Raw genomic sequence first — 26150 nt, forward strand, 5'->3', positions numbered from 1 at the left:
AAGCCATTGGAGGCGCTTCACAACATGAATTGGTGGGACGTTGCAGGCGTTGCGTTCGTGCTGGTGCTGTTCGGCGTCGGTGGCGTTTGGGCTCTGACCGCGCGCATGCCACCGAGCGCCACGGAGGAGGAGTACCGAGAAGACGAGCGTCGATGGCAGTCGCTGCAGCGCTCGGGCACGCGCGGCGAGGCGACCATCCTGCGGCTGACGCGTCCTGCCAATCAGCTGGCGATTTCGGGGGGCGAGGCCCTTGCGCTGGCTGCGACCGACCTGCAGCTGACGTTCCGGGACCTCCAGGGTGTTGTTCACGAGGCGACCGTGTCCACTTTCATCGAGCGTGAACTGATGAGCAACTTTGCCACCGGACGCAGTGTCCCGATCGTGTATGCGGACGACAACCCTGATCTTGTCGCGATCGATCGCGACAGGGCGCTGCTCGAGATCCACAACACGCCCGCTCCATGAGAATCATCAAGCCGCTGCGCCTGGGCGCTATGCATCGCCCATTCCAGAAAGACGGACGGGACTGGCTCGCGCTGACCGCGATCGGGATGACGACACTTCGCGGAGAGCGGATCTTGCTGCCGGAGCCGGAACTCTGGGAGACCGCTGCCCAGGCGTTGGGCAGTGATGGCGTGCTGGACGCCTCGATGCCCAAGAGTCAGCCCGAGTTTCTGGCCACGGGCTATGCGTACACCCATCATCAGGACGACAAGACCCAGACCGCGGCGAGCGTGCAGGTGGGCCGGCGCAGAAAGGCACTGGCCGTGTTCGGCGACCGTTTCTGGATCGATGGCAGACCCAGTCCGCCGCAGGCCTTCGATGCGATGCCCATCGATTGGCAGCATGCCTATGGCGGTCCGGATCACGAAGAGAATCCGGTAGGCATCGGTCGCAGCGAGGAAGTCGTCAACGGCCTGCGCGCGCGCCGCTTGCCCAACATCGAGAACCCGGACCACCTGCTGCAGCGGCCCGATCAGGAGGTCGTGCCCGCCGGACTGGGCGCCATCGAGATGCAGCGGCCTTCGCGCCTGGAAAGGATGGGGCGCCAATACGACGATCACTGGAAAGAACATCTGTTCCCGGGTTTCTCCAAGGACATGGACTGGCGCTACTTCAACGCCGCGTCGCCGGATCAATGGCTGGATGAGAGCGAAGGCGAACTCGCTGGTGCCGCCTTCGAGATCCGCAACATGCATCCGCAAGATGCGGTGATCCGCGGCACGCTGCCGACCTGGCGAGCCCGCGGCTTCATCGTGCGCGGGGTCGAACCCCCCATCGGTTCTGATGCGATGCCGCAGGAGAAGGACTTCGAGCAACTGCCGATGCAGTTGACGACCGCCTGGTTCTTTCCGCATCTGGACCGGCTGGCGCTGGTCTTCCACGGCGCTGTGCCCATTACCGAGAACGACGCCGAGGATGTGAGTCACATGATGGTCGCGTTGGAAGATCCACACGACGCGCCGCGTGACTCCGACCACTACTGGCAGGTCCTCCACAGCCGCTGCGATCCGGAAGGCGCGCCTTTCGTGGTGCTGGATGACACGGCTTTGCTGCCCCAGAAATGCATCGGCCCGTGGCTCGATACCGAAAGCGAGGAGCTGTCGGATGTACTGGAGCGCAACATGCGCGAGCGCGCCAAGCGTGCACGCGAGCGACTGTCGCAAGCCTACAGCGCCTCGGGTGGTGACTTCTCGCGCTACCAGATGCCGGCCGACCCGACCCCTCAAATTCCAGCGCTGAAGGACCTGCCAGCCTTCATCAAGAAAACCGAGGCCCTTGTGGCAGAGCAGAAGGAAAGGCTCGCGGCGGCGCGTAGCAAGATGGAAGTGCTGGCGAAGGAGAACGCGCCCATGTCCCGCAAGGCCGGCATGGATACTTCGCTGTTCTTCGAGAAGTTCGACCAGGCTGTGGTCAAGGGGCCGCCCAAGACCAACACCCGGAAACTGTTCGACGGCATCACCGGCGTTGCTGCGGCGGTGGGGCTGCCTCCCATGGCGCAGGACAAGCAGGACGAGTTGCGACGTGTGACCGAGCGCGGCGGGCGGGGCCTGACCGAGGCCTACAGGCGCATGGCGCATCACCAATCCGCAGCCGACTCCATGGACGGCACGGCCGTCGCGCATGCGCGCGATGAGGTACAGCGCATCCTGGCTGGCGATCGGGATTTTTCCGACAAGAATTTCACAGGCGCAGACTTCTCCGGCATGGACCTGCGAGGCACCCGCTGGCATCGCGCCTTGCTGGAGGGCGTGGACTTCAGCGGCTGCACCCTCGACGACAGCGACTTCAACGAGGCGGTGCTGGTGCGTGCCAGAGTGCACGGGGCGTCGCTGCGACGCGCGGTCTTCTACGGCTGCAACCTGTCGCTGGCCAGCCTGGAAGACTCGGTCTTCGAGGCAGCCACGCTGCGCCAGATGCAGATTGAGAAGCTGGAGGCCCGTCGCTGCGATTTTTCCGGTGCCGTGCTGGAAGAGATTCAGGGCCTGTCCCTGTACGTCGAGCAGTGCCGCTTCGATCGTGCGCGTATCACTGCGCTGCAGGTGTTGGAGGCCAGCGTCTTGCGCCACACGCACTTCGACGATGCCGTTTTCGAGCGCTCCTCGTTGATGGAGGCCGAATTGCATGATGTGCGCTTTGTCCGTGCCTCCATGACCCATTGCGCCTGGGTGGCGATGCCGACGGTCGAGCGTGTGGATCTGTCGGAATCCACTCTGCTCAAGACCTGCTTCATCGGCGGCACGACGCTGCAAGGCGCGTCATTCCGCGACGCGACGCTGACAGACTGCTGCCTGCGTGAAGTGCCGTGCGACGACGCGGACTTCTCCGGCGCGCGGATCCTCAACAGCGACTTCGGCAGCGCGTCGCTGCGCCGTTCCAACTTCGAAGGCGCTGATGCGCCGGGAGCGATGTTCATCCGCGCTGACTTCACCCAGGCTTCGCTGATCGACGCGGACCTGCGCAATGCGACGCTGAGCAAGGCCATCCTTGCATCGGCCGACTTGCGGCGCGCGAACCTGTTTCGCTCCGATCTGTCGGAATGCTTGGTGGACGAGCACACGTTGTTCGACGGCGCACATGCAGTGCAGGCCGTCACGACGCCGAAGCGCAAGAGCGGGACCGTGGCATGACGCCAGCGGATGTGGTGGCCAATGTGAAAGCAGGTGAACGGATCGAAGGCAAGCAGCTCGCTGGACTCGATTTCCGAGGACTGGATCTGTCGGGTGGATTGTTCGCGCAGACTGATTTCTCTGGCGCGAACTTCGCTGGCGCTGACTTGCGCGGCAGCCTGTTCGAGGATTGCCGGCTGGCACAGGCCGACTTCGATGGTGCACAACTGGGCCGCTGCGCGCTCGACCGTTGCGACGGCACCCAAGCCCATATGCGCGGTGTCTTCATGGACGACATCGCTTTCAACGAATGCAACCTGACCGGGGCGGTGTTCGACCACGCAGAGAGCACCATGAGCAACTTCGTGGCTTGCGCGTTGGATGATGCCTCTTTCCGGGCGCTGCGCTGCGACATCCTGGTATTTGCGGAGGGCAGCCTGTCGCGGACCGACTTCTCGGACTGCTATCTCAAATACACCACTTTCTACGAGGCAGACCTGCGTACCGCCCGCTTCAGCGGCTGCCGCTTCCAGCAGGCGGTCTTCGTCGAAGCGAACCTTGCCGGGCAATCGTTTCGCGAACAGAGTTTCGCGCACTGCCAGTTCATCGACGCGCAGATGCGTGACTGCGACTTCGAGCGCGCCACGCTCTCGGCATGCAACTTCATGGGGGCCATGCTGGAAGGCGCGCGCTTCACAGGCGCGCATGCACCCAACTGCGTATTCCTGAACGCCAAGATGCGCGATGTTCAGGCAAGCGATGCCTTCCTGATGCAGGGCATCTGGGTGGATGCCCAGGTCGAAGGAGTGAACTTCGCCCGCTCGAATCTGGAGCAGGCCGTGTTCCATCGGGCGCGCTGCAGCGGCGCCGACTTTCGAGGCGCGCGGTTGGTGTTTGCTGACTTCGCGCATGCCGACCTCCGCCAGGCGGACCTGCGCGAGGCAACGCTGTTGCGTACCCATATGCACCGTGCCTTGCTCGATGGTGCGCGCATCGACGATCGCAGCGGCTTTCTTCAACCCGATCCCGATGTCCTGGCTGCCGAAGAATTCTCGGCACGCCGTTCTCAACGCCGCAGACAGGAGAGACCATGACCATTTCATTCGCTGTCATCCAATGCCGTGCGCACTGCGCTGTTCTGCCATGAGCGCGCATACCTCTTCCGTCGTCGCATTTGATCGACCCACGCGTGCTGAGTCCGAGGCTGTCGAACGCCGATCGGGCGGCATGGTCAACGCGCTGGGTGTGGTGACAGGTGCGCTGCCGGGCGGCATCTACACCGTGGTGTGCGACGAGGTGCCGCTGCGCTGCCAACGCGCCGCAAGCTGTCTACTGCGGCCTGAGATGGGGGATACCGTGCTGGTGTCCGGCCCCGATGCGCAGCGCCTGTACCTGACCGCGGTGGCGGAGCAGGCCGATTCCAGCATGTCGCGTATCGAAACCGAGGGCAGCATGACGTTGGCCGCCAACTCTGGCGAGGTGAACATCGAGGCGGACACGCAGCTTGCGCTCAAGGGGCGGCAGAGCGTGCACATCGGCACCTCACGGCTGGCGCTCGATGCGGCCGAGGCCGATTGCCGCGTAGGACGGCTGGATTACGAGGGAACGAATGTCGAGGCGAGGGTGCTCAATGTACGCATCATCGGTCGGCTCTACGAAACCGTGGTCGACCGGCTGGTGCAGCTCAGCCGCTCGGCCTTTCGCATGACTGATGGTGTGGAGCAGGTACGCGCCGGCAGGCTGGACTACCAGGCCGACGAGATGCTCCGCGTTCATGCAAAGAACACCTTCGTCACCGCTGACCGGGTCGTGAAGGTGGATGCCAGACAGATTCACGTTGGCTGAAGCCTTTTCCTGATTTAAGGAGTTCAATCATGTGTCTAGCAAGTTGTCAGCTTGGCGGGTCGAGCATCGCCGTTCCCGATATCTGCCGTGCGCCAGTGGCTCCGTTGCCGCTGATCAACAAGGCCGACGGCATCATGGCGGTGCCGAGCCAGGGGAAAGTCTTGTACAAGTGCACGCCAGCGCACAACAGGGCGACGGTGAATCCCGTCTCGATGTTGGACACCCCGGGCGTCGGGCTGGGTGTGAGAGTGCCACTGGTGATGGGGCCTGCCTACTACACCTCGTCAGGCAAGAAGGTGATCCTGGGCGGCGCGCTCTCGGTACGCTTGACCGACCAGCAAAACCAGAATGGCGGCAACGCCCGCGGTTTTCGTGTGATTCCGAGTCAGTACAACATCCTGCACATGTAGCGCTTGGCCGCGCTGCGCCGGTTCCGCTAGGCGCCGAGCACGGGCGCCGTCCCCGCCAGCGTCACCTGCTGCGGAAACCCCACCCACACCGCCAGCGCCGAGTAGTTGTCCTGCGAGTCATCGGCCTTGGCTTCAGCCGCGCGACGGATCAGCGCCAACCATTCCTCGGCGCTGTCGGCCAACTGCAGCGAGCGCTCCATCACCTGCTGCGAGATCAACTGCCACAACCCGTCGGTACAAAGCAGGAATGCATCGCCATCGGCCAGCCGCTGCGGCGTGGTGATGGTGGCTTCTGCCGTCGCACGCGCACCTAGTGCGCGATACAGCAGATTGGTCTTCACCAGACGCTCGCCGCCGTTCTGGTGGCTCGCTGCAGCATCGCCAGAGCGCTCCGAAAGACTGTGATCCTCCGTGCGCTGCATCAGCGCGCCGCGGCGGAACCAGTAGAGGCGGCTGTCGCCCACGTGCGCCCAGCAGGCCTGGTTCGTGATGCGGTCGACGAACAGCGACACGAAGGTCGCGCTCATGCGGCTCTGTTCGGTCAGCTCGCGCTGCTTCGCGAGGATGGCGTCGTTCGCGGCCTTCACGCAGCGCTGGATGTTCCCGGCGTCCAGCGAAGGCGCGATGACGAAGGTATCGAGCGCGGTGTCGACCGCGATGCGCGAGGCCAGCTCGCCGCCCGCGTTGCCGCCCACGCCGTCGCTCACCACGAAGCAGCCGTTGCGCTCGTCGAGGTGGTAGCCGATGGCGTCCTGGTTGCCGCTGCGCTCGCCGACGCAGGAGAACTGCGAGGTCGAGATCGGCACGGTGAATGAGGAAGAAGAGCGTGTGGCTTCAAGCACGGCGCGCCTCCTTCAGCCGTTCCATTTCCTTGTCGTAGGCCTGCTGGAAGGCGCGGCCGAAGACGGCCTGGAAGTCGTCCTCGACGGCCGCGGTGGTCTCGGTGTGCAGCTGCTGCAGCTGGCGCCAGAGGCGCGCTTCGCGGCCGCCGGGCAACAGCTTCTCGCCCAGGCTGCCATCGTGCGGAGTCTCGCGGCTGAGCGCTGCGGGGTCGAAGCGCTTGAGCAGGGTGAGCAGCGCCGCGCGCATGCCGGCGACCATGCCGAGCTGGTGCGACTGCAGGTCGCCGAGCGCGTCGTGCACGGCGGCCTCGGGCGGCAGAAAGCCGGGCATGCGTGCGCCGAACATCTGCATCAAGACGGCGCGACCGTTGGGCAGGATCTTGAACGGGTTGTTCTCCTCGTCCACGATCATGGTGATCTCTGCGCGCACCTCGCGCTTGAGCATGGCGCGCGAGGACAGCAGCTCGATCGTGCCGTCGGTGAAGGCGCGCATGATGCGGCCGAGTCGTTGCATGGCCTCGATGTCCAGCGGCTGCTGGCCGGCGACCTCGGGTACGCCGGCGCCTTCGAGGAAGGCCCTGAAAAGGGCTTCAGACGACGATGACGGTGCGATTGCCGCTGTTTCGGGCTGCGGTGATGCCGTCGTCGTCGCCGTTGTCGTCGACGCAACCGCCGTTGCGACGGGTGCTGCCACCGGGGCAGGCGCCGCTGCTACGACGGGCGGCGGCTCGGGCGTGATCTCCTGCACAACGGGGGCTGGCGCTGGCGGTGGTGCGGGAGGAGGGGGCGGCGGGGGAGGCGGCGGTGGTGGTGGAACCGGTGCGGGCGGAGGCGGTGCCTCTGCTCTCGGCGGCTCGACGACAGGCGCGGGAGCCGGTGCGGGCGTCGGCGCAGGTGCCGGCATCGCCACCGCCACCGGATTCGGCGGACGGAACTGCGCCGCCACTTCGCGCGCATGGTTCGAGTGGCTGTACGCCTGCACGGCCGGCCTGTTGTTCTGCAGCAGGTCGACCGCCGGATGCGTGTCGCCAGGCAGCAGCGGATCGGTGTGGGTCAGCGCCGTGGGGCGTGGATCGGAAAGAGGCGAATGCGCGCTCTCGTCGGATGCGAAGAAGGACAGCGGATCGACGCCGCGCTTCAGCGCCATGTCCGACATGTCGTTGGCGGCATTGGGGTTCAGCTCTGCGAGCGGATCGACCGGATTGCGGCGCGCCTGCGAAGGAAGCTCGAAGGGCTCGTGCGCCATCGGGTCGGGCATCGGCTCGGGCGTGCTGTCGATGCGGCGCGGCGCGTTGGCGAGGATGGCGTCCCAGTCCGCGGCCGAAGGCATCTGCGACGAGGCCGTGTTCGGGCTCGGCCTCTGCGGCTGCAGCGGAGGAGGTGCTGGCGGCTGCTGGTACTGCTGCTGAACGGGAAAGGGCGAAGCGAAAGCCTCGCTCGGTGCCGGTGTCGATGCCGGCGATGGCGCCGGCACGAATGCCGTCGGTGGCGGCACCGGCGGCGTTGCCTGTCGCGGCGATGGCATCGCCACCGTGGGCTGCGTGTCACCGATGGGCAGCGCGCCTTCGCCGAACAGGTCGGAGAACACGTCGGACGAGCCGGAGGAAGGCAGCAGCGCATCGATGGGGCCGGCCGACATCGGCGCGGCCATAGGCGGCGGCGCGAACTGCGCGGGCGCCGGTGAAGGCGCGAAGGCAGGAGGAGGCACGGGCGCAGGTGGAGGAGGTGGCATCGCAGCCATCGCCGGTGCGGCAACCGGCGCGGCGCGCAGCGCGCTCGAGGCCTCCAGCACATAGCTGCCGATCGCCACGCGGTCGCCGTCGGCCACGCGCGCTTCCTGCTCGTGCACGAGCGGTCTTCCGTTCACGCTGATGGGCAGCACCGCGCTCATGTTGCGCAGCACCGCCACGCCGTCGTCGTCGTAGCGCACGGTGGCCTGCAGGCGCGAGATCTGCCGCTGCTCGTCGGGCAGCACGAGGTTGTTGTCGGGGCTGCGTCCGATCGTTCCTCCGGGTGCGGCAAGCAATGCCGATGGGCCCGTGGCCACCGGCCTGCCCGCGTGTTCGATCACTGTCCAACGCATGGCTTCTCCGTGTTGGTCTTCTCGCGACGCGGCGCCCGTGCGGCCGCGATGCTCTTCATCAGCGCTTCATTCGCTTGGCGGCCTCGAACGCGGGGCCCCATACCGGGTGCTTGCGCTCCGCCACGTTGAGTTCGAAGGTCGGGAACGCATCGAGGATCTTGCGGAACTGCAGGCGGCACTCGGCGATCTGGTTGGCCACGCAGTAGCTGAAGGCCTCGAGCTTCATCGCGTCGAGGCGCGTGGAAGGCTCCGCGGCTTCGAACACCGAGACGCCGCCGCTCTTGAGCGTGCTGAGGGCCTTGGCATAGTCGCCTTCGTCATAAGCTTGCTGCGCCTTCTCGAGCGTGGTGCGCGCCACTTGCTGGCTCAGTCGTTCGGGTTGCGGCGCGGGCTCCGGCGGCGGAGTGGTCGTGCAACCCGCGACCACGATAAGAGCGAACGCCAGAGCAGGCAGACATGACTTCAATCTTCTCTCCTACCTTGCAAAAGGCAATGCTTGAGATAGTGTGCCGCTGTGTTGCGACATGCACGCGATGCGCCATCGTAAGGGCGCATGACTTCGATAATATAAGCCGCGAACCCTCGGGAGATTCCAATGCATCGACGAAGCTTGCTACAAGGCGCACTTGCAACCACACCGTTGTTTGCGGGCCTCATCAGTGGATGCGCATCGACGGCCAAGTCCATGCCCACTCCCTATGCCGTCACCATCAGGATCGACGACGGCGTCAATCCCGACGGACGAGGACAGGCCGCGCCCATCCTCGTCAAGGTCTTCGAATTGAAATCTTCCGGTAACTTCGAGACGGCAGACTACTTTGCACTACAAGACCGTGACCGTGAAACGCTGAGCACCGAACTGGTCAATGCCGACCAGGCCATCATGCGCAGCGGAGAAGAGCGCGTGTTCAAGCGCGAGGCCGGTCTCGATTCGCGCGCCATCGGCATCATCGCCGGCTATCGCAAGCTGGAAGCCGCTCGCTGGCGCATCGTGCTGCCGCTGAAGGAGCCCAAGCAAACCAACCTGTACAAGGTGTGGCAGTTCTCGCCGAGCGAGCAGGCCGTGCATGTCGCTGTGCGCAAGACTGGCATAGAGCTGCTACCAAGTCGTTAACTTTGGACCGAAGGTACTGATTCGCTAGTACCAAAGTGCGAGAAATTCATAAGCGAAATGCGGTGCAAAACGTAAGACGCGACGTGTAGCATCGAGAACAAAACAAGTGGACCGGGAGGCCGCACATAAGCGCATCTCCCGCTCCGGCGTGAGCACTCCCCAGGAGGTCTTTTTGGTGACAGTTCGCAATCCGGGCGCCGCAAAGAACGGCGCCCATCCGCAGGCATTGGCGAATCGCGTTGTGTGGTCCGAGGGCATGTACTTGCGACCGCAGCACTTCCAGCAAATGGAACGCTATGTCGAGCAGTACGTGACCCGGCGCACCGCAGGCCTGCAAGGCGCCTACTGGGGCTGGCTGCACCTGGACATCGACCGCGATGCCTACGCGCTGGGCCGCGTATCGCTGCTCGGTGGCGCGGGCGTGATGCCCGACGGCACGCCCTTCTCGTTCGGCGCGGAAGACGCGCCGCTTCCTTATGAAGTGCCGAACGACCTCACCGACGAACTCATAGTTCTGGCGCTGCCGTTACGCAGGCCCGGCAGCGAGGAAGTCATCTTCTCTGAAGACGAAGGCTCCGCCGCGCGCTTCGGCGTGATCGAGCGCGAAGTGAACGACGGCAACGCCGTCGCGCTCGGCCCCGCCGTGCTGCAGCTCGCCGCGCCGCGCCTGCGGCTTGCGCGCGCTTCTTCGCTCACTGCCGAATGGCAGGCCATCGGCGCGGTGCGCGTGATCGAGCGGCGCACCGATCACAAGCTGGTGGTCGACGCCAACTACATCCCGCCCGTGCTCGACGCCTCCGCGCACGCCATGCTGCGCAGCATGATCGCGGAGCTGCACGGCCTGCTCACGCAGCGCTCCGAGGCATTGGCCTCGCGGCTGTCGCAACCGGGCCGCGGCGGCGTGAGCGAAGTCTCCGACTTCCTTCTGCTCGAACTGGTCAACCGTTATCTCGCGCTCACGTGGCATGCGCAGCAGGCGGTGCAGGTGCACCCCGAGGAGCTCTTCGTCGACTGGCTCAAGCTGGCCTGCCACCTGGCCACGCACACATCGCCCACGCGCCGTCCGGTGCTGTGGCCGGTGTACGACCACGACAACCTCAACGAATGCATCCGTCCGCTGCTCGAAGAGTTGCGGCGCTCGCTGTCGGCGGTGCTCGAGCAGAGCGCGATCGCCATCGAGCTGGAAGAGCGCAGCCACGGCGTGCGTGTGGGCCGCATGCCCGACCCGGTGCTGGTGCGCAACGCGGGCTTCGTGCTCGCGGTGCATGCCGACCTGCCGGCCGACGCGATCCAGCAGCGCTTCCCCACGCAGGTGAAGATCGGCTCGGTCGAGCGCATCCGCGACCTCGTGCAGCTGCAACTGCCGGGCGTGGTGGTGCGTCCGCTGCCGGTCGCGCCGCGGCAGATTCCGTACAACGCGGGCTATCACTACTTCGAACTGGACAAGAGCGGCGACATGTGGCGCCAGCTCGAAAAATCGGGCGGCGTGGCAATGCACCTGGCCGGTGACTTTCCCGGTCTGGCCATGGAGTTCTGGGCCATCCGTCCGTGAGGGACTCTATGAACGGTGTCAACGACATGGCCGTCGGCCCGGGAGGCTTCGTGCCTCCGAACCCGGGCGGCGGCAACGCCAGCGGCGACGCGGGCGGCATGCAGCATGCGTCGCGCGGCGGGGCGATGGGCGGCGGCCTGGGTGCGCAGCCCGAGTCCTTCACTGCGTGGCATGACGCGCGGCGCCCGCATGCGGGCGACACGGCGCTCGCGGGCAACAACCCGCTGGTGGCGGCGGCCAACCCGCTGCTCGACCTGATCCCGCAGATCCGCGCCACCGGCCACCATCCCGCGCCGTCGCAGCTGCGCGAGCACCTCGTCGACGAGGTGCGCCGCTTCGAGACGCGCGCGCAGCAGGCGGGCATCTCGCCCGAAGTCATCATCGGCGCGCGCTACTGCCTGTGCACCGCGGTCGACGAGGCCGCGGCGCTCACGCCGTGGGGCGGCAGCATCTGGTCGTCGCAGAGCCTGCTGGTGATGTTCCACAACGAGACCTGGGGCGGGGAGAAGTTCTTCCAGCTCCTGTCGCGCCTGGTGCAGAACCCGCAGCAGCACCTGCACCTGATCGAGCTCATCTATTTCTGCCTGGCAATGGGCTTCGAAGGGCGCTTCCGCGTCATCGACAACGGCCGCACGCAGCTCGAGACGCTCAAGCAACGGCTGCTGCAGATCATCCGGCAGGCGCGCGGCGAGATCCCCGTGCCGCTCTCGCCGCATTGGCAGGACGGCAGCGCGCCGGTGCGCCGCGCGCGCAACTGGCTGCCCGTGTGGGCGGTGGGCGCGGTGGCGGCGGTGCTGCTGGTGGCCGTGTTCGCGTTCCTCACCTTCAATCTCGCGGGCCACTCCGACGGAGCCTTCGCGGCCGTCAACGCGGTGCGTCTGCCGCAGGCGGAGCGCGCCGTCGTCATGCCGGCACCGGTGCCGCGCCTTCAGCGCTTCCTCGAACCCGAGATCCGCGAAGGCCTGCTGACCGTGCGCGACGAGGCAGACCGCAGTGTCGTGGTGCTGCGCGGCGACGGCCTGTTCGCCTCGGGCTCCGACCGCGTGCTCGACCGCTACGCACCGGTGCTGGTGCGCGTGGCCGACGCACTCAACTCAGTCGAAGGCAACGTGCTGGTCAGCGGCTTCAGCGACGACCAACCCATCCGCAGCGTGCGCTTTCCCTCCAACTGGCAACTCTCGCAGGCCCGCGCCGACGCGGTGAAGAAGATGATCGCCACGCGCATCGCGCGACCCGAACGCCTGCGCGCCGAAGGCCGCGGCGATGCCGACCCGCTCGTGCCCAACGATTCCGCCGCCAACCGCGCGCGCAACCGCCGCGTCGAGGTGACGCTGCTGGTGGCGCCGGGAGCCGGCGCGCCCGTGGCTTCCGCTCCGCTCGTCGCTCCTGCTCCCGCACGGCAGCCCGGAGGCAACCGCTGATGCTGCGCGCCATCTTCCGTTTTCTCATCAGCCGCGACCTCTGGGTCTTCCTCGGCCTCGTCGCGCTTGCCTTCCTGATCTGGGTCATCGGCCCTGCCATCGCGGTGGGCCGTTATCGCCCGCTCGAGGACGAGATCGTGCGCATCGTGGTCATCGTGCTGATGTTCACGATCTGGATCGTGCGCGTCATCTACCGCAAGTGGCGCGAACGCCGACTCAACGCGCAGCTGCTCAACCAGCTGCGCACGCCCTCCAAGCAGGAAAAGGAGGCACGGCCCGAGGACGCACCCGAAATCAAGGAGCTGCAGAGCGGCTTCGCCGACGCCACCAACATCCTGAAGAACATGCGCTTCGGCGCGGATGCCGACGGCAAGCCCGCGAGCCGTTTCTCGCTGTTCGACCGGCAGTACCTGTACCAGCTGCCCTGGTACATCTTCATCGGCGCGCCAGGCTCGGGCAAGACCACCGCGCTGGTCAACTCCGACCTCGACTTCCCGCTGGCCGACCAGCTCGGCAAGGCGGCGGTGCGCGGCATCGGCGGCACGCGCAATTGCGACTGGTGGTTCACCAACGAGGCGGTGCTGATCGACACGGCCGGCCGCTACACCACGCACGAGAGCAACCGCGAGACCGACGAGGGCGAGTGGAAGGGCTTCATCGATCTGCTGAAGAAGTTCCGCCCGCGCCAGCCGATCAACGGGGCGATCCTCACCATCAGCATCGCAGACCTGCCGCTGGCCGACGACGCCCAGCGCGCGCGCCACGCGATGGCGCTGCGCAAGCGGCTGCTGGAGCTGCGCAACGACCTGGGCATCGACTTCCCGGTGTACGTGCTGGTCACCAAGACCGACCTGCTGGCCGGCTTCAACGAATACTTCGGCTCGCTGGGCCGCACCGAGCGGCAGCAGGTGTGGGGCTTCACCTTCCCGATCCAGGGCAACCCGGCGAACAAGAAGGCCGGCAAGGGTGCGGCTGCACCCGTGGGCGGCGACCTGCGCGAGCGCTTCCACCAGGAATACAAGCTGCTGCACCAGCGCCTGGACGAACGCCTGCCCGAGCTGCTGGCGGCCGAGTCCGATCCGATGCGCCGCGCGCAGGCCTACCTGCTGCCTCAGCAGTTCGCGAGCTTCGAGGACATCCTCGGCACCTTCCTGGCCGACGTTTTCAATCCCTCGAAGTTCGAGGCCGCCTCGATGCTGCGCGGCGTGTACTTCACCAGCGGCACGCAGGAGGGCACGGCCTTCGACCGCGTGATGGGCGCCATCAAGCGCTACCTTCAGGTCAATGCGCCGCCGGCGCCGCCGCCGGGCCCGGGCAAGAGCTACTTCCTGAAGGAGCTGCTGCAGCAGGTGATCTTCCGCGACGCGGGCGTGGCCGGCACCAACCTGCGCTGGTACCGCCGCAAGCGGGCCATCGACATCGCGGGCTACAGCGTGATCGGCGTTCTGCTCGTGCTGTTCCTCGGCGCCTGCGTGAACAGCTGGCGCAACAACAAGGACTACGTGGCCGAGGTCGACACCAACGCCAAGGCCTTCAACAAGGCCGCCGCGCGCGGCGAGCTGCCCACGGTGGTCGACACCAGCGGCGACATCGCCAGTTCGCTGCTCGTTCTCGACAAGCTGCGCGACCTGCCGAAGTCCAGCCATTTCGACATCGGCGATCCGCCCACCTCCTACCGCTTCGGCCTCTACCAGGGCGAGAAGCTGCAGGCGGCGACCGACGGCGTGTACCAGCGCGCGCTCGAGACGGTGCTGCTGCCGCAGGCCGCGCAGCGCGTGGAGCAGTCACTTCGCGAGGCCGCGAAGAACGACGCCGAATACAGCTACGAGGCTCTCAAGGCCTACCTCATGCTGTACGACGCCGAGCGCTACGACGCCGACTTCCTGCAGGCCTGGCTGCTCACCGACGTCGACCGCAAGATCGGCGCCTCGCTCACGCGCGAGCAGCGCGCCAACCTCGAGTCGCACCTGAAGGCGCTGTTCGCCGGCCGCGTGGTGGCCTCGCCCTTCGCCAAGGACGACAGGCTCATCACGCAGACGCGCGAGCGCCTGGCCGGCGTGCCGCTGGCGCAGCGCTCCTACGCGCGGCTGCGCCGCATCCTGCTGCAGACCAGCCAGCCCAATGCCTTCACCATCGCCGAGGCGGGCGGCGCCGAGTCGGCGCTGGTCATCCGCCGCGCGAGCGGCAAGCCGCTGACCGACGGCATTCCCACGCTCTTCACCTACCGCGGCTACTGGGACATCTTCGACAAGCGCATGGCCGAGACCGCGCTGTCGCTCGAGCAGGAAGACCGCTGGGTGCTGCAGATCCGCGCGCCCGGCATCGCCGACATCACCTCGCGCGAGCTGCTGCTGCGCGAGGTGCGCAGGCTCTACCTCACCGACTACATCAAGGTGTGGGACGACTACCTCGTCGACATCCGCCTGGCCGACAGCCGCTCGCTGCTGCAGAGCATCCAGATGACGCGCGTGCTCTCCACCGCCGAGTCTCCGATGTCGCGCATCATCCGCGGCGCCGCACGCGAAACCGACCTGCTGCGCAACCACGACGAGGCCGCGCGCAGCCTGCTCGACCAGGCGCAGAACCGGGTGCAGAGCACGCGCGAGCGCATCGAGCAGCTCATCGGCCAGCCCGACGGCAGCCAGCGCCGCAATACGCGGGTGGACCGCCCCGAATCGCTGGTGGACAACCACTTCGAGCCGCTGCGCCGCATGGTCACCGCGCCCAAGCAGGGCGGCCAGGCTCCTATCGATGCGACGGCCGCGCTCATCAACGAGCTCTACAACTTCCTCACCGCCACCGACACCGCGCTGCGCAGCGGCAACATCCCGCCTACCAGCGATTCGGTCACCAAGGTGCAGGCCGAGGCAGGGCGCCTGCCGGTGCCGTTCCAGGGCATGCTGAATGACCTGTCGACCACCGCCTCGTCGAAGGCGGCGGCGGTGACGCGGCAGAACATCGGGCAGAGCGCAGCGGCCAGCATCGGCTCGTTCTGCAACCAGGCGATCTCGGGGCGCTATCCGTTCACGCGCGGATCGAACCGCGACGTGGCCTCGGGCGACTTCGCGCAGCTGTTCGCGCCGGGCGGGATGATGGACGACTTCTTCCAGAAGAACCTCGTCACGCAGGTCGACACCTCGGTCAATCCGTGGACCTTCAAGCGCGGCGTGGACGGCAGCGCCACCGGCCGTTCGGCCTACCTCGATTCGTTCCAGAAGGCGCAGGCCATCCGCGACGTGTTCTTCTCGGGCATGGCGGGCGGGCGCACGCCCTCGTTCACCATCGACATCCGTCCCGAGGACATGGACGCGGCCCTCACGCAGTTCACGCTCGACGTCGACGGCCAGACGGTGCGCTACGCGCACGGCCCGCAGGCGCCCAGCACCATCAAGTGGCCGGGTCCGCGCAACAGCAACCAGGTGCGCCTGCAGGTGACCACCGCCAACGGCACGCCGGCCGGCGGCATCGTGACCGAAGGCCCGTGGGCGCTGCACCGGCTGTTCGACAAGGCCTCCATCTCCGCGGGCAGCTCGCCCGAATCGTTCAACGCCAGCTTCGACCTGCAGGGCAAGAAGGTGGTGCTCGCGGTCACGGCCAACAGCGTCTACAACCCGCTGCGCCTGTCGCAGATGAACAGCTTCTCGTGCCCCGGGAAATCCTGAAATGAACAGCAGCATTCCCCCGCAGGCCTGGGTGCCCGTCGACGAGCAGATCGGCTGGTACGGCAAGCTGCCGGCCGCCGGCGACTTCCTCTACCGCCGCATGCCGCGCGAGCTTCAGGCCTGGTGGGACCGCTGGATGCAGAACGGCCTGGGCAGCTTCAAGCGCTGGCCCGACGCGATGACGCGGCACTACGCGGTGGCGCCTGTGTGGAACTTCGCGATTCCCGCCACGCAGGGCGTCGATGCCGTGCAGTTCGGATGCATCGCGCCCAGCTGCGACCGCGTGGGCCGCTACTACCCCGTGTGCATCACGCTGCAGGTGGCCGCGCGCAACTACCGCCCCTCGGTGCTCGAGGGCTCGGCCGCGTGGTACTGGCAGTGCGGCACCGCGATGCTGCAGGCCATCCGCCACGGCGTGGCGCCCGACCAGTTCGACAGCCAGGTGCTGGCCGCGGGCCGTGCCGGCTTCCAGACCGCCAGCGGCGGCTCGGACGACATTCTTTCGATCCTCGGACCTACGGCTGGAGGCGCCAGCGCCAAGCAGCAACTGGGCTGGCCGGAGCTTCCACTGTGCTTCGACCCCTTCGGCAGCACCAGCTACTGGTGGACCAACCAGGCCGACGGATCGCCGTTGCGCACCGCCGCTCATGGCGGCGGGCTCAACACACCGCTGTTTTCCAAGTTGTTTTCGCAAGGGCATGTGCCATGGGCATGAACAAGAAGAGCCAGGTCGGCCACAGGGTCCGGGGGGGCCGTGTGGGTCATGGAGGCGACCGTCCCGCAGGAGGAAAAGAAGCATGACGACGCAAGGCATCGGAAGCCCGCCGGCAGACACGCAGGAGGAGCGCCCGCATCCGCTGGGCGTGAACCACCGGCTCGACGAGTTCGAACTGCTCGAGGTGATCGGCGAGGGCGGCTTCGGCATCGTCTACCGCGCCTACGACCACTCGCTGCAGCGCGAGGTGGCCATCAAGGAATACATGCCCTCGATGCTCGCGCGCCGCGTGGGCGACAACAGCGTGCACGTGCGTTCCGAGCGGCTCACGGCCACCTTCCAGGCGGGCCTGCGCAGCTTCATCAACGAGGCGCGCACGCTCGCGCAGTTCAGCCACCCGGCACTGGTGCGGGTGCATCGCTTCTGGGAGGCGAACTCCACCGCCTACATGGCGATCCAGCTCTACAAGGGCCGCACGCTGCGCCGCCTGGCGGAAGACGAGCCCGGCAGGATCACCGAGCAATGGCTGCTGGGCATGCTGGGGCCGCTGCTCGGCGCGCTCGAGACGCTGCACCGCAGCCAGTGCTTCCACCGCGACATCGCGCCCGACAACATCTTCATCCAGCAGGACGACCTGCCGGTGCTGCTCGACTTCGGCGCGGCGCGCAAGTCGATCGCCGACCTCGTCGACGAGGTGGCGGTGATGGTGAAGTCGGGCTATTCGCCCATCGAACAGTACGCCGACGACAACACGCTGCTGCAGGGCGCATGGACCGACCTGTACGCGCTGGGCGCGGTGCTGTACCGCGCGGTCACCGGCCATCCGCCGCCCTCGGCCGTGGTGCGCAGCGTGCAGGACGCGTACGTGCCGCTGTCGTCCATGGGCCGCGACGACCTGAGCCCGGCCTTCTGCGCCGCCATCGACCACACGCTGGCCGTGCACAGCAAGGACCGCACGCAGACCGTGGCCGCCTTCGCCGCCGAGCTGGGGCTGGTGAAGCTGGGCGACATCTACGTGAGCGGCATGGGCGTGCCGACGGTGATCATTCCCGCCGCGCCCGTGTCGGCCACGCCGCCGCCTCCGCAACTGACGCCGCAGCAGTTCTCGCCGGTGTCCGCGCCGGCACCGCTGGAGCCGGTGCCTGTGGCCATGCCCGAACCCGTGCGCGCGCCGGCGCCCGCACCCGCGCCGCGTGCCGCGCAGGAAGAGCAAGCGCAAGGCAGTCGCGCCAAGCCCCAGGCACAGCCGCAGTCCCACAAGGCAGCGCCCGCGCAGAAGACCAAGCTCAAGCGCCCGCCATGGGGCATGGTGGGCGTGCTGCTGATCGCGCTGGTCGCGGTCGGCGCCTGGATCGGCCTGCGCCTGACATCGGGCATGCAGCCGCAGGAGCCTTCCAAGACCGCGATGGTGCCGGTGCCGCCCCCGGCCGAGCCGATGTCGACCAACACCGCGCCGCCGGCGGCGATGCCCCCGACGCCCCCCGCCACCGACGGCGTGCCGCCCGCAGTGGCGGGCGGTGCCGCACAGCCGCCTGCCGCGGCCGCCAGCGCGCCCGCCACCGCCACGGGGCCGCTGGCGCCGCTGGAGGCCGTTCCGGTGAATCCGCCGGCCACGCCCGCGACGCCGGCCACTCCTGCCACGCCGCCCGAGTCCGCCCTTGCCACCGCCGAGGCGGAAGACTGGAACCTCGCGCAAAGCGAGAACACGCGCGAAGGCTACGAGGCCTACCTGCGCCGCTACCGTCGCGGGCTGCACGCGCGCGAGGCGCGGGCCGCCATCGCGGAGATCAACCGGGTCTCGCCGCCCTCGGTGCCCGTCGCGCCCGGAACGCAGCCGCCCGGCACCACGACCGTGGCAGGCGCGACGCCGGGCACTCCCGGCGCCACGACGCCTCCTGCCACGCCCACGGCGTCGCCCGGCATGGGCCGCATCATGTTCAACGTCCGGCCCTGGGGCCAGGTGTTCGTCGACGGTGCAGATCGCGGCGTGAGCCCGCCGCTGAAGTCGCTGTCGCTGCGCCCCGGCATCTACAACATCGAGGTGCGCAACGGCGACCTCGAGGTGTACCGGCAGCGCGTGACGGTGCAGGACAGCAAGTCGGCGCCCGTGGTCAGCCACGAGTTCAAGTAAGCCTCGTAGGCCTTCGGCCGTAGTTCGCCTCCTGCTTTTGCGGGATGGCGCAATGCCATGCAGTGCCCGAAGAATGAGCCTCCCGTTCGCGTGAGGCTCTTCTGCATGTCTCCCGCGGATGTCCGCCACCACTGCCGCCAGCCGGCAACCGGTACGCAGGAGCCGCAGCATGAGCGAAACCACATCCGAACCGCAGCCTGACGCGCAGCGCCAGCGCCCTCCCGAGCGCGTGGCGGTGATCGCCATCCACGGCGTCGCGGACCAGAAATCCGGCGACACCGCGCGCGCCATCGCCTCGCTGATGGTCAATGCAGGCAGCGCGCAGGTGCGCTACAGCCAGGGCGATTGCGACAGCTTCATCATGGCCGTGCCGCCGCTGAAGGCGATGGCGGGCAACCGTTCGGCGAAGCCGCTGCCCCGGGGCTCGGTCCGGAAGGTGCAGCCGTCCAGCCAGGCGCCTGACTCGCTGGGCAAGGCCTTCGAGCAGTCGACCCGGTCGGATTTCCAGCGCGAGGAATGGGTCGTCGGGGGCAGCGCGCCGTCGGCGCCCGTGGTCGTGCCCGGCGGCGGCGCACCCGCGCCGGCGGGAACCCGGTCGCCCACGCCGAGGAACATGATCGAGGCCGATGCGGGCATCGCCTTCAGCGACTACCTGCTCTCGAAGTGGAAGGGCGCGGACAACGACACCTACGAGGCCACCCGCATCCGGATGACCCGCACCGCATCCGGCGCGGGCGAAGCACCGCAGCAGCATCGGCAACAGCAGGTGGACGTGCACGAGATGTACTGGGCCGACCTGTCGCGCCTGTCCGGTGCGCTGCCGCGCATCGTCACCGAACTCTTCACGGTGGTGTTCCGCCTGTCGCTGCTGGGGCGTGACGCGGTGGATCGCGCCAGCGCCGACGCCGGCCGGCGGCAGCCCGACAGGCAGCCGCCCCGGCGCTGGCACTGGCTGACTAACCTGCAGAGAGGCCTGGACTGGGCCTTCTCGAACCTGCTGGCCAACCTGTTCTCGCAGCTGCTGCTGATCGGGCTGCTGGTCGTCGCGTGGGGCGTGGCCGAGCCGCACACGGCCGTGCTGCGCACCGTGCTGGCCGTGGCGGTGCCGACGCTCGCGGCCTGGTGGTACTGCTACCGCCATGCCGCGCGGCCCTCCAGCCGGCTCGCGGCCGCCGTCTTCACGGCCCTTGCGGCCGTGCTGCTGCACGCCGTGCCGGCGCATTGGGTGGTGGGCCTGGGCTGCCTGGCGTTGCTCGCGCTGCTGTTCGACTACGTGCTGCGCGTGGCGGCCGCCCGCTTTCCAGCGATGCGCGCGGTGGGGCTCGTCTTCCTGGCGGTCACGGCGCTGGCGCTGCTGGGCCACGTGGTCGCGGAAGTGCTCGCCTCCGGCGGACGGGCCGACCTGCACAGCTGGGTGCGCGGCGGGCTGCGCGCATTCGAGTACATGCTGTTCGGCATCGTGGTCTGGTGGGCCGCCGCTGTGGTCCCGTTCCTGCTCTGGTTCGTCTTCGGGCAGATGGCGGCGCGCGACGGCGCCGCCGCGCACGGCAGCGTGGCGACCGGGCGGCTCGGGCTGATGGTGTCGATGGCTTCGTTCGTGGCGCTGTCGATGGCCATCTGGGCCCTGCTCACCACGCTGGTGGAGTTCGGCGCCGCGGGCACCTCCTACTGCCCGCTCATCTTCGACGTCGGCACGGGCTGCTTCCCCAAGGGCTCGACATTCCTGCACCTGCGCTACCTCCGCAGCACGGAGACCTTCGTGCTCGCCGCCGGCCTGACGCTGGCGCTGCTGCTGTACATGATCGTGGTGCTGGTGCCCAGCGTGCTCGCGGAAATCAGGAACGGGCTGGGCACGGCGCAGAACCTCGGTCGCTGGCTCAGCGGCGGCTATCGGCGCCTGGAAGCCGTCGTCACCGGGCTGGCGGCGATGAGCGTGATCGTCGCCGCCGTCGTCGGCGTGATCCTGCTGCTGGCGCGCTGCGGCATCCTGCCGAAGGACCTGGTCGGCGGAGAGATCTTCGAATGGTTCGGGCCGGTTTCGGAGCTCGTGCTCAAGCCGCTCGTGCTCAGCGCGGCCACCGCGGCGGCCGCGCTCTCGGCCTTCGGCGGCGTGCTCTCGCGCTACGTGCCGTGGCTGCGGCTGCCGCTCGACGTGGTGCTCGACGTCGACAACCATTTCCGCGAGTTCCCGCGCCACGCCATTCCGCGAGCGCGCATCTTCTCGCGCTACGTGGCGCTGCTCGAGCACATCGCGGCGCAGAAGTACGACCGCATCGTGATCGTGGCCCACAGCCAGGGCACGGTGATCTCCGCGGAACTGCTGCGCTACCTGCAGCACCGCGCCCAATGGCAGGCCGACGCGGGCGTCGACGACCGCGTCACGCGGCTGTGGCCGCAGCTGCAGGGAAGGATCCATCTGCTGACCGCGGGCTGCCCGCTGCGCCAGCTGTACGCCCAGCGCTTCCCGCTTCTCTATGCGTGGGTGGGCAGGACCACGGCGCCGGGCAGCAGCGGCCCGCTGGCCTCCGACGTCGGCGTGAACCGCTGGGTCAACCTGTACACCACCGGCGACTACGTGGGGCGCTGGCTGTGGTGCGATCCGCCGCCGGCGATCGACACCGTGGGCGGCCACGCGACGCTGTGGAATCCGGCCCCGGCCTTCGCGCCGATGACCGGGCCCGAGCGCGACGTGTGCGTGGGCATCGGCGCGCACACGCACTACTTCGAGCAGGGCGGGACCTATGCGGCGCGCTGGATAGACGCTCTCGTGAGCTGATGACGACGGCAGCACGAGCCGCGGCTTTCCTCGCGCCTTGCACGCCTCCTGCGCAGGCGACAACGGTCGTCCCGGCGCCCCGTCGCTCAGGCCGCGCCGCGCAACGCCCTGCGGTACTGCACCGCCTCCGCCAGATGCCCGACCTGTACCGCCTCAGATGCATCCAGATCGGCGATGGTGCGAGCCACCTTCAGCGCCCGGTGCGTGCTGCGCGCGGACCAGCCGAGCTTGGCCGCCGCGTTGAACATGAACCCGCGTGCCGCGTCGTCCAGCGTCGCGTGGCGATCGATGGCCGCGCCGTGCAGCGACTGGTTCGCATGGCCCTGGCGCCGCATCGCTCGTTCGCGCGCGGCGACGACGCGCTCGCGGATGCTGTCGGTCGACTCGCCCGCAGGGGAGTCGAGCAGCAACTGGGCCGACACCGGAGGCACTTCGATGTGCAGGTCGATGCGGTCCAGCAGCGGGCCGCTGAGCTTGCCCTGTGTATGGCTCCATAGTAATTGGAGCACAGAGTCCATGGAAATCAATAAGTTACGCAACAATTCTGGCCTTGTCCCCAGCGCATTTGAACCGTAGTAATTGAGAAAATCCCATCGGAGAACCGTACTTAATGGGGTTGCTAGATCCCTATCCGACGTGCGCTCCGTCAGCGCAGTCTCTGGTATCTTGAATTCGTCGTCTGATTTGGCCGACGTGTCTTGCACTGCCTGGCGAATGTGCTCTCGATGGTCTACGGGCTTTTCTGCTCCGCTGTCGCGCGCGGACAAAGGCAGTCAGATCAAGCCGTCGCGCCAGAATCGGGGGACGGCGTCGTCGTCAAGGACGTCCATAAGTCCCGATCTGCAGTGCTGCCTTAGAAGGCGTCGGGACCGTCTAGTGGGTCATGCCCGATCCACATCTGAGTAATGGCTTCAGTGACCAAGACCCCGTTGGGTTGCTGCACACCATCCGCCGCCCGCTTCACCGCCCACAGTAGCTCAGATACGGTGGCGCTTCCCTCATACCTGTACTCAGCCGGAGGAAGCCTCCACCAGAACTCGCTGGTTGCGAGGGCGTAGTCAACGACTCCAAGAGTTGCAAGGTCATCATGGAGCCGCTGGTATTGCTCCCTTGTCGGAGTGCCGCGCAAATAGACGCGGACTGGGAATTACTCGTCCTTGAAGTAAGCCGGTATTGCAACTCTCCTGTCTCAAGAGGTAAAAACCCGGGGTAGTCATGGCCCTGAGCTGAGGCTGATCAATCTTTCGTACTGCATCGTTGCCAGTGCGTTGCCGGCAAGCAAGCGCGCACCTCTTTCCCAATCCCTCACTCCAGCATGTCGCAAAGCACGCGCAAACGCAGCAGCCACTCCGAAGCCCTTGTAGTCTTCGCCATAGCGGGTCAGAAACAATGCGGTGCTCGGTGGTGCGATTCGTTGAAATCGGGGCCGCACGCCCTTCAGATAGAACACCATCCATTCCACGAACTGATTCCTGACGAAATCCCGGTCGTCGCCGAATGGGAGATGTCGCGCCCAGCTATCCAGCGCCGTCTGGCCCATTTCCAAGGGAAGCTTTGCCGCGCGTTCAAAGCTGATTCCATGCCAGACAGCCAGTGCGATGCAGCATGCGTCACGCAGTCCGCTAGGGAAGGTCTGATCAAGTCCACGGATGGCCGCTCTGAACGTTGAACACGCACGCTGAAGGAGGACCAACGATGAGCCAGATCAGTTTTTCGGATGCCGAGCATGCAGGCAAGAGGAAGAAGACGCGCCGGGAAGTCTTCCTTGCCGAGATGGAACTGGTCGTGCCTTGGAAGGCGCTACTCAAAGTCATCGAACCACACTACCCGGTGGCGGGGCGAGGACGCCGACCGTATCCGCTCGAAGCGATGCTTCGTGTGCACTTGATGCAGAACTGGTTCGCGTTGAGCGATCCGGCGATGGAGGAAGCCCTGTACGAGATCACCTCGCTGCGCACGTTCGCAGGCCTGGGCATGGAGTCGATTCCCGATGAGACGACGATCCTGAACTTCCGCCACTTGCTGGAGGCCAGCGATCTGGCGGAGGACATCTTCAAGCAGGTCAACGCCCACCTGGCCAGGAAGGGGCTGCTTCTGAAGAGAGGCTCCATCGTGGACGCCACGATCATCGCGGCGCCCAGTTCGACAAAGAACGAGAGCGGCGAGCGAGATCCGGAGATGCACCAGACGAAGAAGGGCAACCAGTGGCACTTCGGGATGAAGGCGCACATCGGCGTGGACGCGGACTCGGGGCTGGTGCACACGGTGACGACCACGGCCGCCAACGAGGCAGACGTGGAGCAGGTGAGCGACCTGCTGCACGGCAAGGAGAGCGAGGTGTGGGCAGACTCGGGCTATCGCGGAGCACAGAGTCGGGTGAAGCGCAGCGTGCAGTGGCACATTGCAGGCAGGCCCAGCGACATGGCGAAGATGCCCGAGGGCCGAGCCAAAGCCAGAGCGCGCAAGCAGGAATACCAGAAGGCCAGCATCCGGGCAAAGGTGGAGCATCCGTTCCGGGTGATCAAGCGGCAGTTCGGCTTGGCGAAGGTGAGGTTCAGGGGGCTGGCCAAGAACACGGCGCATGTGATCACGCTGTTTGCACTGTCGAACCTGTGGATGGCCAGGAAGAAACTGATCGCGATGCTGGGACAGGTGCGTCTGCAGACGGCATGAAGGGCCGCAGGGCCTCTCAAACGCATGGGATGCTCGGTGAGACGAGCCTGTGAGCGCAACGACCAAATACGCGCGCTCGCCATCAAGCCAATTTACGACTTGATCAGACCTTCCCTAGCTTGCTGAGCGCGCGCTTCATTGGCCATCTGCACTTCTCCTGCGAGGTAGCGGATTGCATCCGAGAGCTGAGCCGATGTCAGAGCCTTTTGGATAGGCCAAACGGTTGAATCCAGCGCTTTGCTCTCAGTGATTCCGAGGAGAGCTTTCACTGAACGCTTGCTTGTGGACTCCTGCTTCCGATGCAGTAATGCGATAGCAGCTCTTGATTCTCCTTCAGTCGTCGAGTACCTCTTGCGGTAAAGGCTGGCGGCGCAGACCGTGTCAAGCCAATACGGAATCTTCAGCTCGGTCGATCCGAACAGCGTCGAGGTGAAACCCGCGCTACCCATCCGATCCGTGAATCGATGAGGCCACTCCCGGGTTAACTCATCTACCATCTTCAGCAGTCCTTGCCGGACCATTGCTGGCTGTTTGTCGAAGTCCATCCTGGGGCGTGTGGCTATCTGTTCAAGCGCATTCTGGGATGACTCCATCGAGGTCACCTTGAGGAAGCGAACAGCTTCCCTGGGCCGACATGCCAACTCCAAAAGGACTCGGATCCCATCCCACCACAAATGGGGGAATGCAACGGATACTGGCACGTCGCGGGAGGTGATCCGAACGGGGTTCGCGATGAGCCAATCCGCGGAAGGCGCTTCGCAGGACGCAGCAATCGCGGAGGCCAAGTCATGCCCGCAGGTCCCACAGAAACGAAGCTTTGCTTCGCGGGAGTCGGATAACGCTATGGGTTTCGCGCACACCGGGCACTCATCAGTAAGGCAGTGTCCATGAATTGGGCACCAGCAAACATTCGAAAACCGCCAGTGACTTCGGAAAAATGGGAGCGGGTCACTGGCAAGGCAGGTACAACAGATGGCGTATCGAGGCCCCCTCACTCCAGCCGGAACCTTGAGTAGCCATCGACCTCTGGCGGCCCCGATCCCCTGCGCGCCGTCAGGGCTGCCCGTAAAGACGCACATTGCTTCTCTCAAAGTCAATGTGGCAACTTCTGCGGGCGTGCTCATTGTGAGTCTAGCGATTGAGGCCAGCGTGTCATCGTCCAGCGTGTCCAATGAGTGCCGCGTCGGTACCTTTAGTTGCTCGCATGTGCGCAACGATCCAAAAGACCGATAGCCATTGTCGTGTGCCAATCGAGATAGCCATGAGGGGAGGGCCTCGTGGTTGCCTTCGCAATCTTGGGCCATCTGGGTGCGAACAAGCAGTGTATTCATGGGACATCCAACGAGGCGTCTGCATCAAGTTCCGAATCCAGAAGATGATGGCTTTCGCAGCGATAGATCGTGCCGAATCCGGGTAGAAGAGCCGCCACTTATCCTGGCGAATGAACTCTTGGGCATCTGTGTCTGTGCTGCCAATTCGAAACCGCGCTCGGGCCAGCCTTCAATCAGCCAACGAATGAAAAGGAGTAATTCATGGCGTGTGCCGGCTCGATGAAAGTCGAATTGTGTCCATGGATCCTTGCTCAGTTTCGCGAAGAGACGATGGTGCGGTTGCGCGATAGGAGCTAATAGCAGCGCTTCGGCGTTCGATGGGTCGCAAGCGAATCTGAGGGTGGTATCGATCCATCGCCACAGCACGTCCAGCGAGATCCGCTCCCCGCCGCGAGGAGGCTTGGACTCCCCGGCAAAGTCGAACCAATGGCGGGGAACCAGATTCAGTGTGGACAATGAGGGTGATTGAATCGTTCGGAAATCAA

19 protein-coding genes and 2 pseudogenes are annotated in these 26150 nt (G+C 66.4%); 13 read left to right on the forward strand and 8 right to left on the reverse strand.

Annotated elements, in window-relative coordinates; all coding sequences use genetic code 11:
• The first annotated feature begins 24 nt into the window (after positions 1-24).
• The 5 genes from ABL840_RS01435 to ABL840_RS01455 are packed head-to-tail and all read left to right on the forward strand — an operon-like array spanning position 25 to position 5365.
• A complete protein-coding gene (locus ABL840_RS01435; RefSeq protein WP_143043026.1) occupies positions 25-465 on the forward strand; it encodes a hypothetical protein in 441 nt (146 codons plus the stop codon).
• Entirely contained in the window at positions 462-3131 is a 2670-nt protein-coding gene (locus tag ABL840_RS01440) for a DUF2169 family type VI secretion system accessory protein (RefSeq protein WP_093307498.1), read from the forward strand. The genes ABL840_RS01435 and ABL840_RS01440 overlap by 4 nt, the downstream gene beginning before the upstream one ends.
• The gene (locus tag ABL840_RS01445; protein ID WP_093307499.1) at positions 3128-4204 is read left to right on the forward strand and encodes a pentapeptide repeat-containing protein; all 1077 of its coding nucleotides are present in this window, start codon (positions 3128-3130) and stop codon (positions 4202-4204) included. Before ABL840_RS01440 ends, ABL840_RS01445 begins: the two co-directional genes overlap by 4 nt.
• Positions 4205-4253: 49 nt before the next feature.
• Positions 4254-4955 (forward strand): DUF3540 domain-containing protein, encoded by a 702-nt coding sequence (locus ABL840_RS01450; RefSeq protein WP_418116170.1) that lies wholly within the window; start codon positions 4254-4256, stop codon positions 4953-4955.
• Positions 4956-4984: 29 nt separating this feature from the next.
• Positions 4985-5365 (forward strand): PAAR-like domain-containing protein, encoded by a 381-nt coding sequence (locus ABL840_RS01455; protein ID WP_093307501.1) that lies wholly within the window; start codon positions 4985-4987, stop codon positions 5363-5365.
• A 26-nt stretch (positions 5366-5391) separates the two neighbouring features.
• Here ABL840_RS01455 and ABL840_RS01460 read toward each other — a convergent pair whose 3' ends face one another.
• The 3 genes from ABL840_RS01460 to ABL840_RS01470 are packed head-to-tail and all read right to left on the reverse strand — an operon-like array spanning position 5392 to position 8648.
• The gene (locus ABL840_RS01460; RefSeq protein WP_093307502.1) at positions 5392-6207 is read right to left on the reverse strand and encodes a PP2C family protein-serine/threonine phosphatase; all 816 of its coding nucleotides are present in this window, start codon (positions 6205-6207) and stop codon (positions 5392-5394) included.
• Entirely contained in the window at positions 6200-8290 is a 2091-nt protein-coding gene (gene tagH, locus ABL840_RS01465) for a type VI secretion system-associated FHA domain protein TagH (protein ID WP_093307503.1), read from the reverse strand. The genes ABL840_RS01460 and tagH overlap by 8 nt, the downstream gene beginning before the upstream one ends.
• Before the next feature lie 58 nt (positions 8291-8348).
• Positions 8349-8648: a TssQ family T6SS-associated lipoprotein gene (locus tag ABL840_RS01470; protein WP_240651356.1), complete on the reverse strand. Its 300-nt coding sequence runs from the start codon at positions 8646-8648 to the stop codon at positions 8349-8351.
• Between the two features lie 237 nt (positions 8649-8885).
• On the opposite strand from ABL840_RS01470, the gene tssJ reads away from it, so the two are divergent.
• From tssJ to ABL840_RS01505, 7 genes are all read left to right on the forward strand, one after another.
• Entirely contained in the window at positions 8886-9404 is a 519-nt protein-coding gene (gene tssJ, locus ABL840_RS01475) for a type VI secretion system lipoprotein TssJ (protein ID WP_093206787.1), read from the forward strand.
• A gap of 256 nt (positions 9405-9660) precedes the next feature.
• A complete protein-coding gene (gene tssK, locus ABL840_RS01480; protein ID WP_240652263.1) occupies positions 9661-10956 on the forward strand; it encodes a type VI secretion system baseplate subunit TssK in 1296 nt (431 codons plus the stop codon).
• 8 nt (positions 10957-10964) lie between these two features.
• Positions 10965-12377, forward strand: coding sequence for a DotU family type VI secretion system protein (locus ABL840_RS01485; protein ID WP_093307505.1), 1413 nt, complete (start codon positions 10965-10967; stop codon positions 12375-12377).
• Positions 12377-16039 carry a type VI secretion system membrane subunit TssM gene (gene tssM / locus ABL840_RS01490; protein ID WP_093307506.1) on the forward strand — a complete coding sequence of 1221 codons (3663 nt, stop codon included), beginning with the start codon at positions 12377-12379 and terminating at the stop codon, positions 16037-16039. Before ABL840_RS01485 ends, tssM begins: the two co-directional genes overlap by 1 nt.
• A gap of 1 nt (position 16040) precedes the next feature.
• Positions 16041-16754 (forward strand): type VI secretion system-associated protein TagF, encoded by a 714-nt coding sequence (gene tagF / locus ABL840_RS01495; protein ID WP_093206791.1) that lies wholly within the window; start codon positions 16041-16043, stop codon positions 16752-16754.
• 82 nt (positions 16755-16836) lie between these two features.
• Positions 16837-18885: a serine/threonine protein kinase gene (locus ABL840_RS01500; protein WP_093307507.1), complete on the forward strand. Its 2049-nt coding sequence runs from the start codon at positions 16837-16839 to the stop codon at positions 18883-18885.
• 169 nt (positions 18886-19054) lie between these two features.
• Complete coding sequence (locus ABL840_RS01505) at positions 19055-21661, forward strand: hypothetical protein (protein ID WP_093307508.1); 2607 nt, start codon at positions 19055-19057, stop codon at positions 21659-21661.
• 86 nt (positions 21662-21747) lie between these two features.
• On the opposite strand, the pseudogene ABL840_RS01510 reads toward ABL840_RS01505, so the two are convergent.
• Together ABL840_RS01510 and ABL840_RS01515 are read right to left on the reverse strand one after the other, a co-directional pair.
• A pseudogene (locus tag ABL840_RS01510) lies at positions 21748-22152 on the reverse strand (ATP-binding protein); the annotation flags it as partial.
• Between the two features lie 722 nt (positions 22153-22874).
• Positions 22875-23354: a hypothetical protein gene (locus tag ABL840_RS01515; RefSeq protein WP_143123850.1), complete on the reverse strand. Its 480-nt coding sequence runs from the start codon at positions 23352-23354 to the stop codon at positions 22875-22877.
• A gap of 2 nt (positions 23355-23356) precedes the next feature.
• Between ABL840_RS01515 and ABL840_RS01520 the strand changes: the two genes are divergently transcribed.
• On the forward strand, positions 23357-24334 hold the full coding sequence (locus ABL840_RS01520; protein WP_418115967.1) for an IS5 family transposase: 978 nt from the start codon (positions 23357-23359) through the stop codon (positions 24332-24334).
• Between the two features lie 92 nt (positions 24335-24426).
• Here the strand turns inward: ABL840_RS01520 and ABL840_RS01525 are convergent, their stop codons facing one another.
• The 3 genes and pseudogenes from ABL840_RS01525 to ABL840_RS01535 all read right to left on the reverse strand — a co-directional run bounded on the left by ABL840_RS01525 (position 24427) and on the right by ABL840_RS01535 (position 26121).
• A complete protein-coding gene (locus tag ABL840_RS01525; protein ID WP_418116388.1) occupies positions 24427-24879 on the reverse strand; it encodes a hypothetical protein in 453 nt (150 codons plus the stop codon).
• A 396-nt stretch (positions 24880-25275) separates the two neighbouring features.
• Positions 25276-25665 (reverse strand): annotated as a pseudogene (locus ABL840_RS01530) (TniQ family protein); the annotation flags it as partial.
• 24 nt (positions 25666-25689) lie between these two features.
• A complete protein-coding gene (locus tag ABL840_RS01535) occupies positions 25690-26121 on the reverse strand; it encodes a hypothetical protein (protein ID WP_418116389.1) in 432 nt (143 codons plus the stop codon).
• Positions 26122-26150 lie beyond the last annotated feature (29 nt).

Origin of the sequence: Variovorax sp. NFACC27, assembly GCF_048301545.1 — a bacterium.
Taxonomy (GTDB): domain Bacteria; phylum Pseudomonadota; class Gammaproteobacteria; order Burkholderiales; family Burkholderiaceae_C; genus Variovorax; species Variovorax gossypii.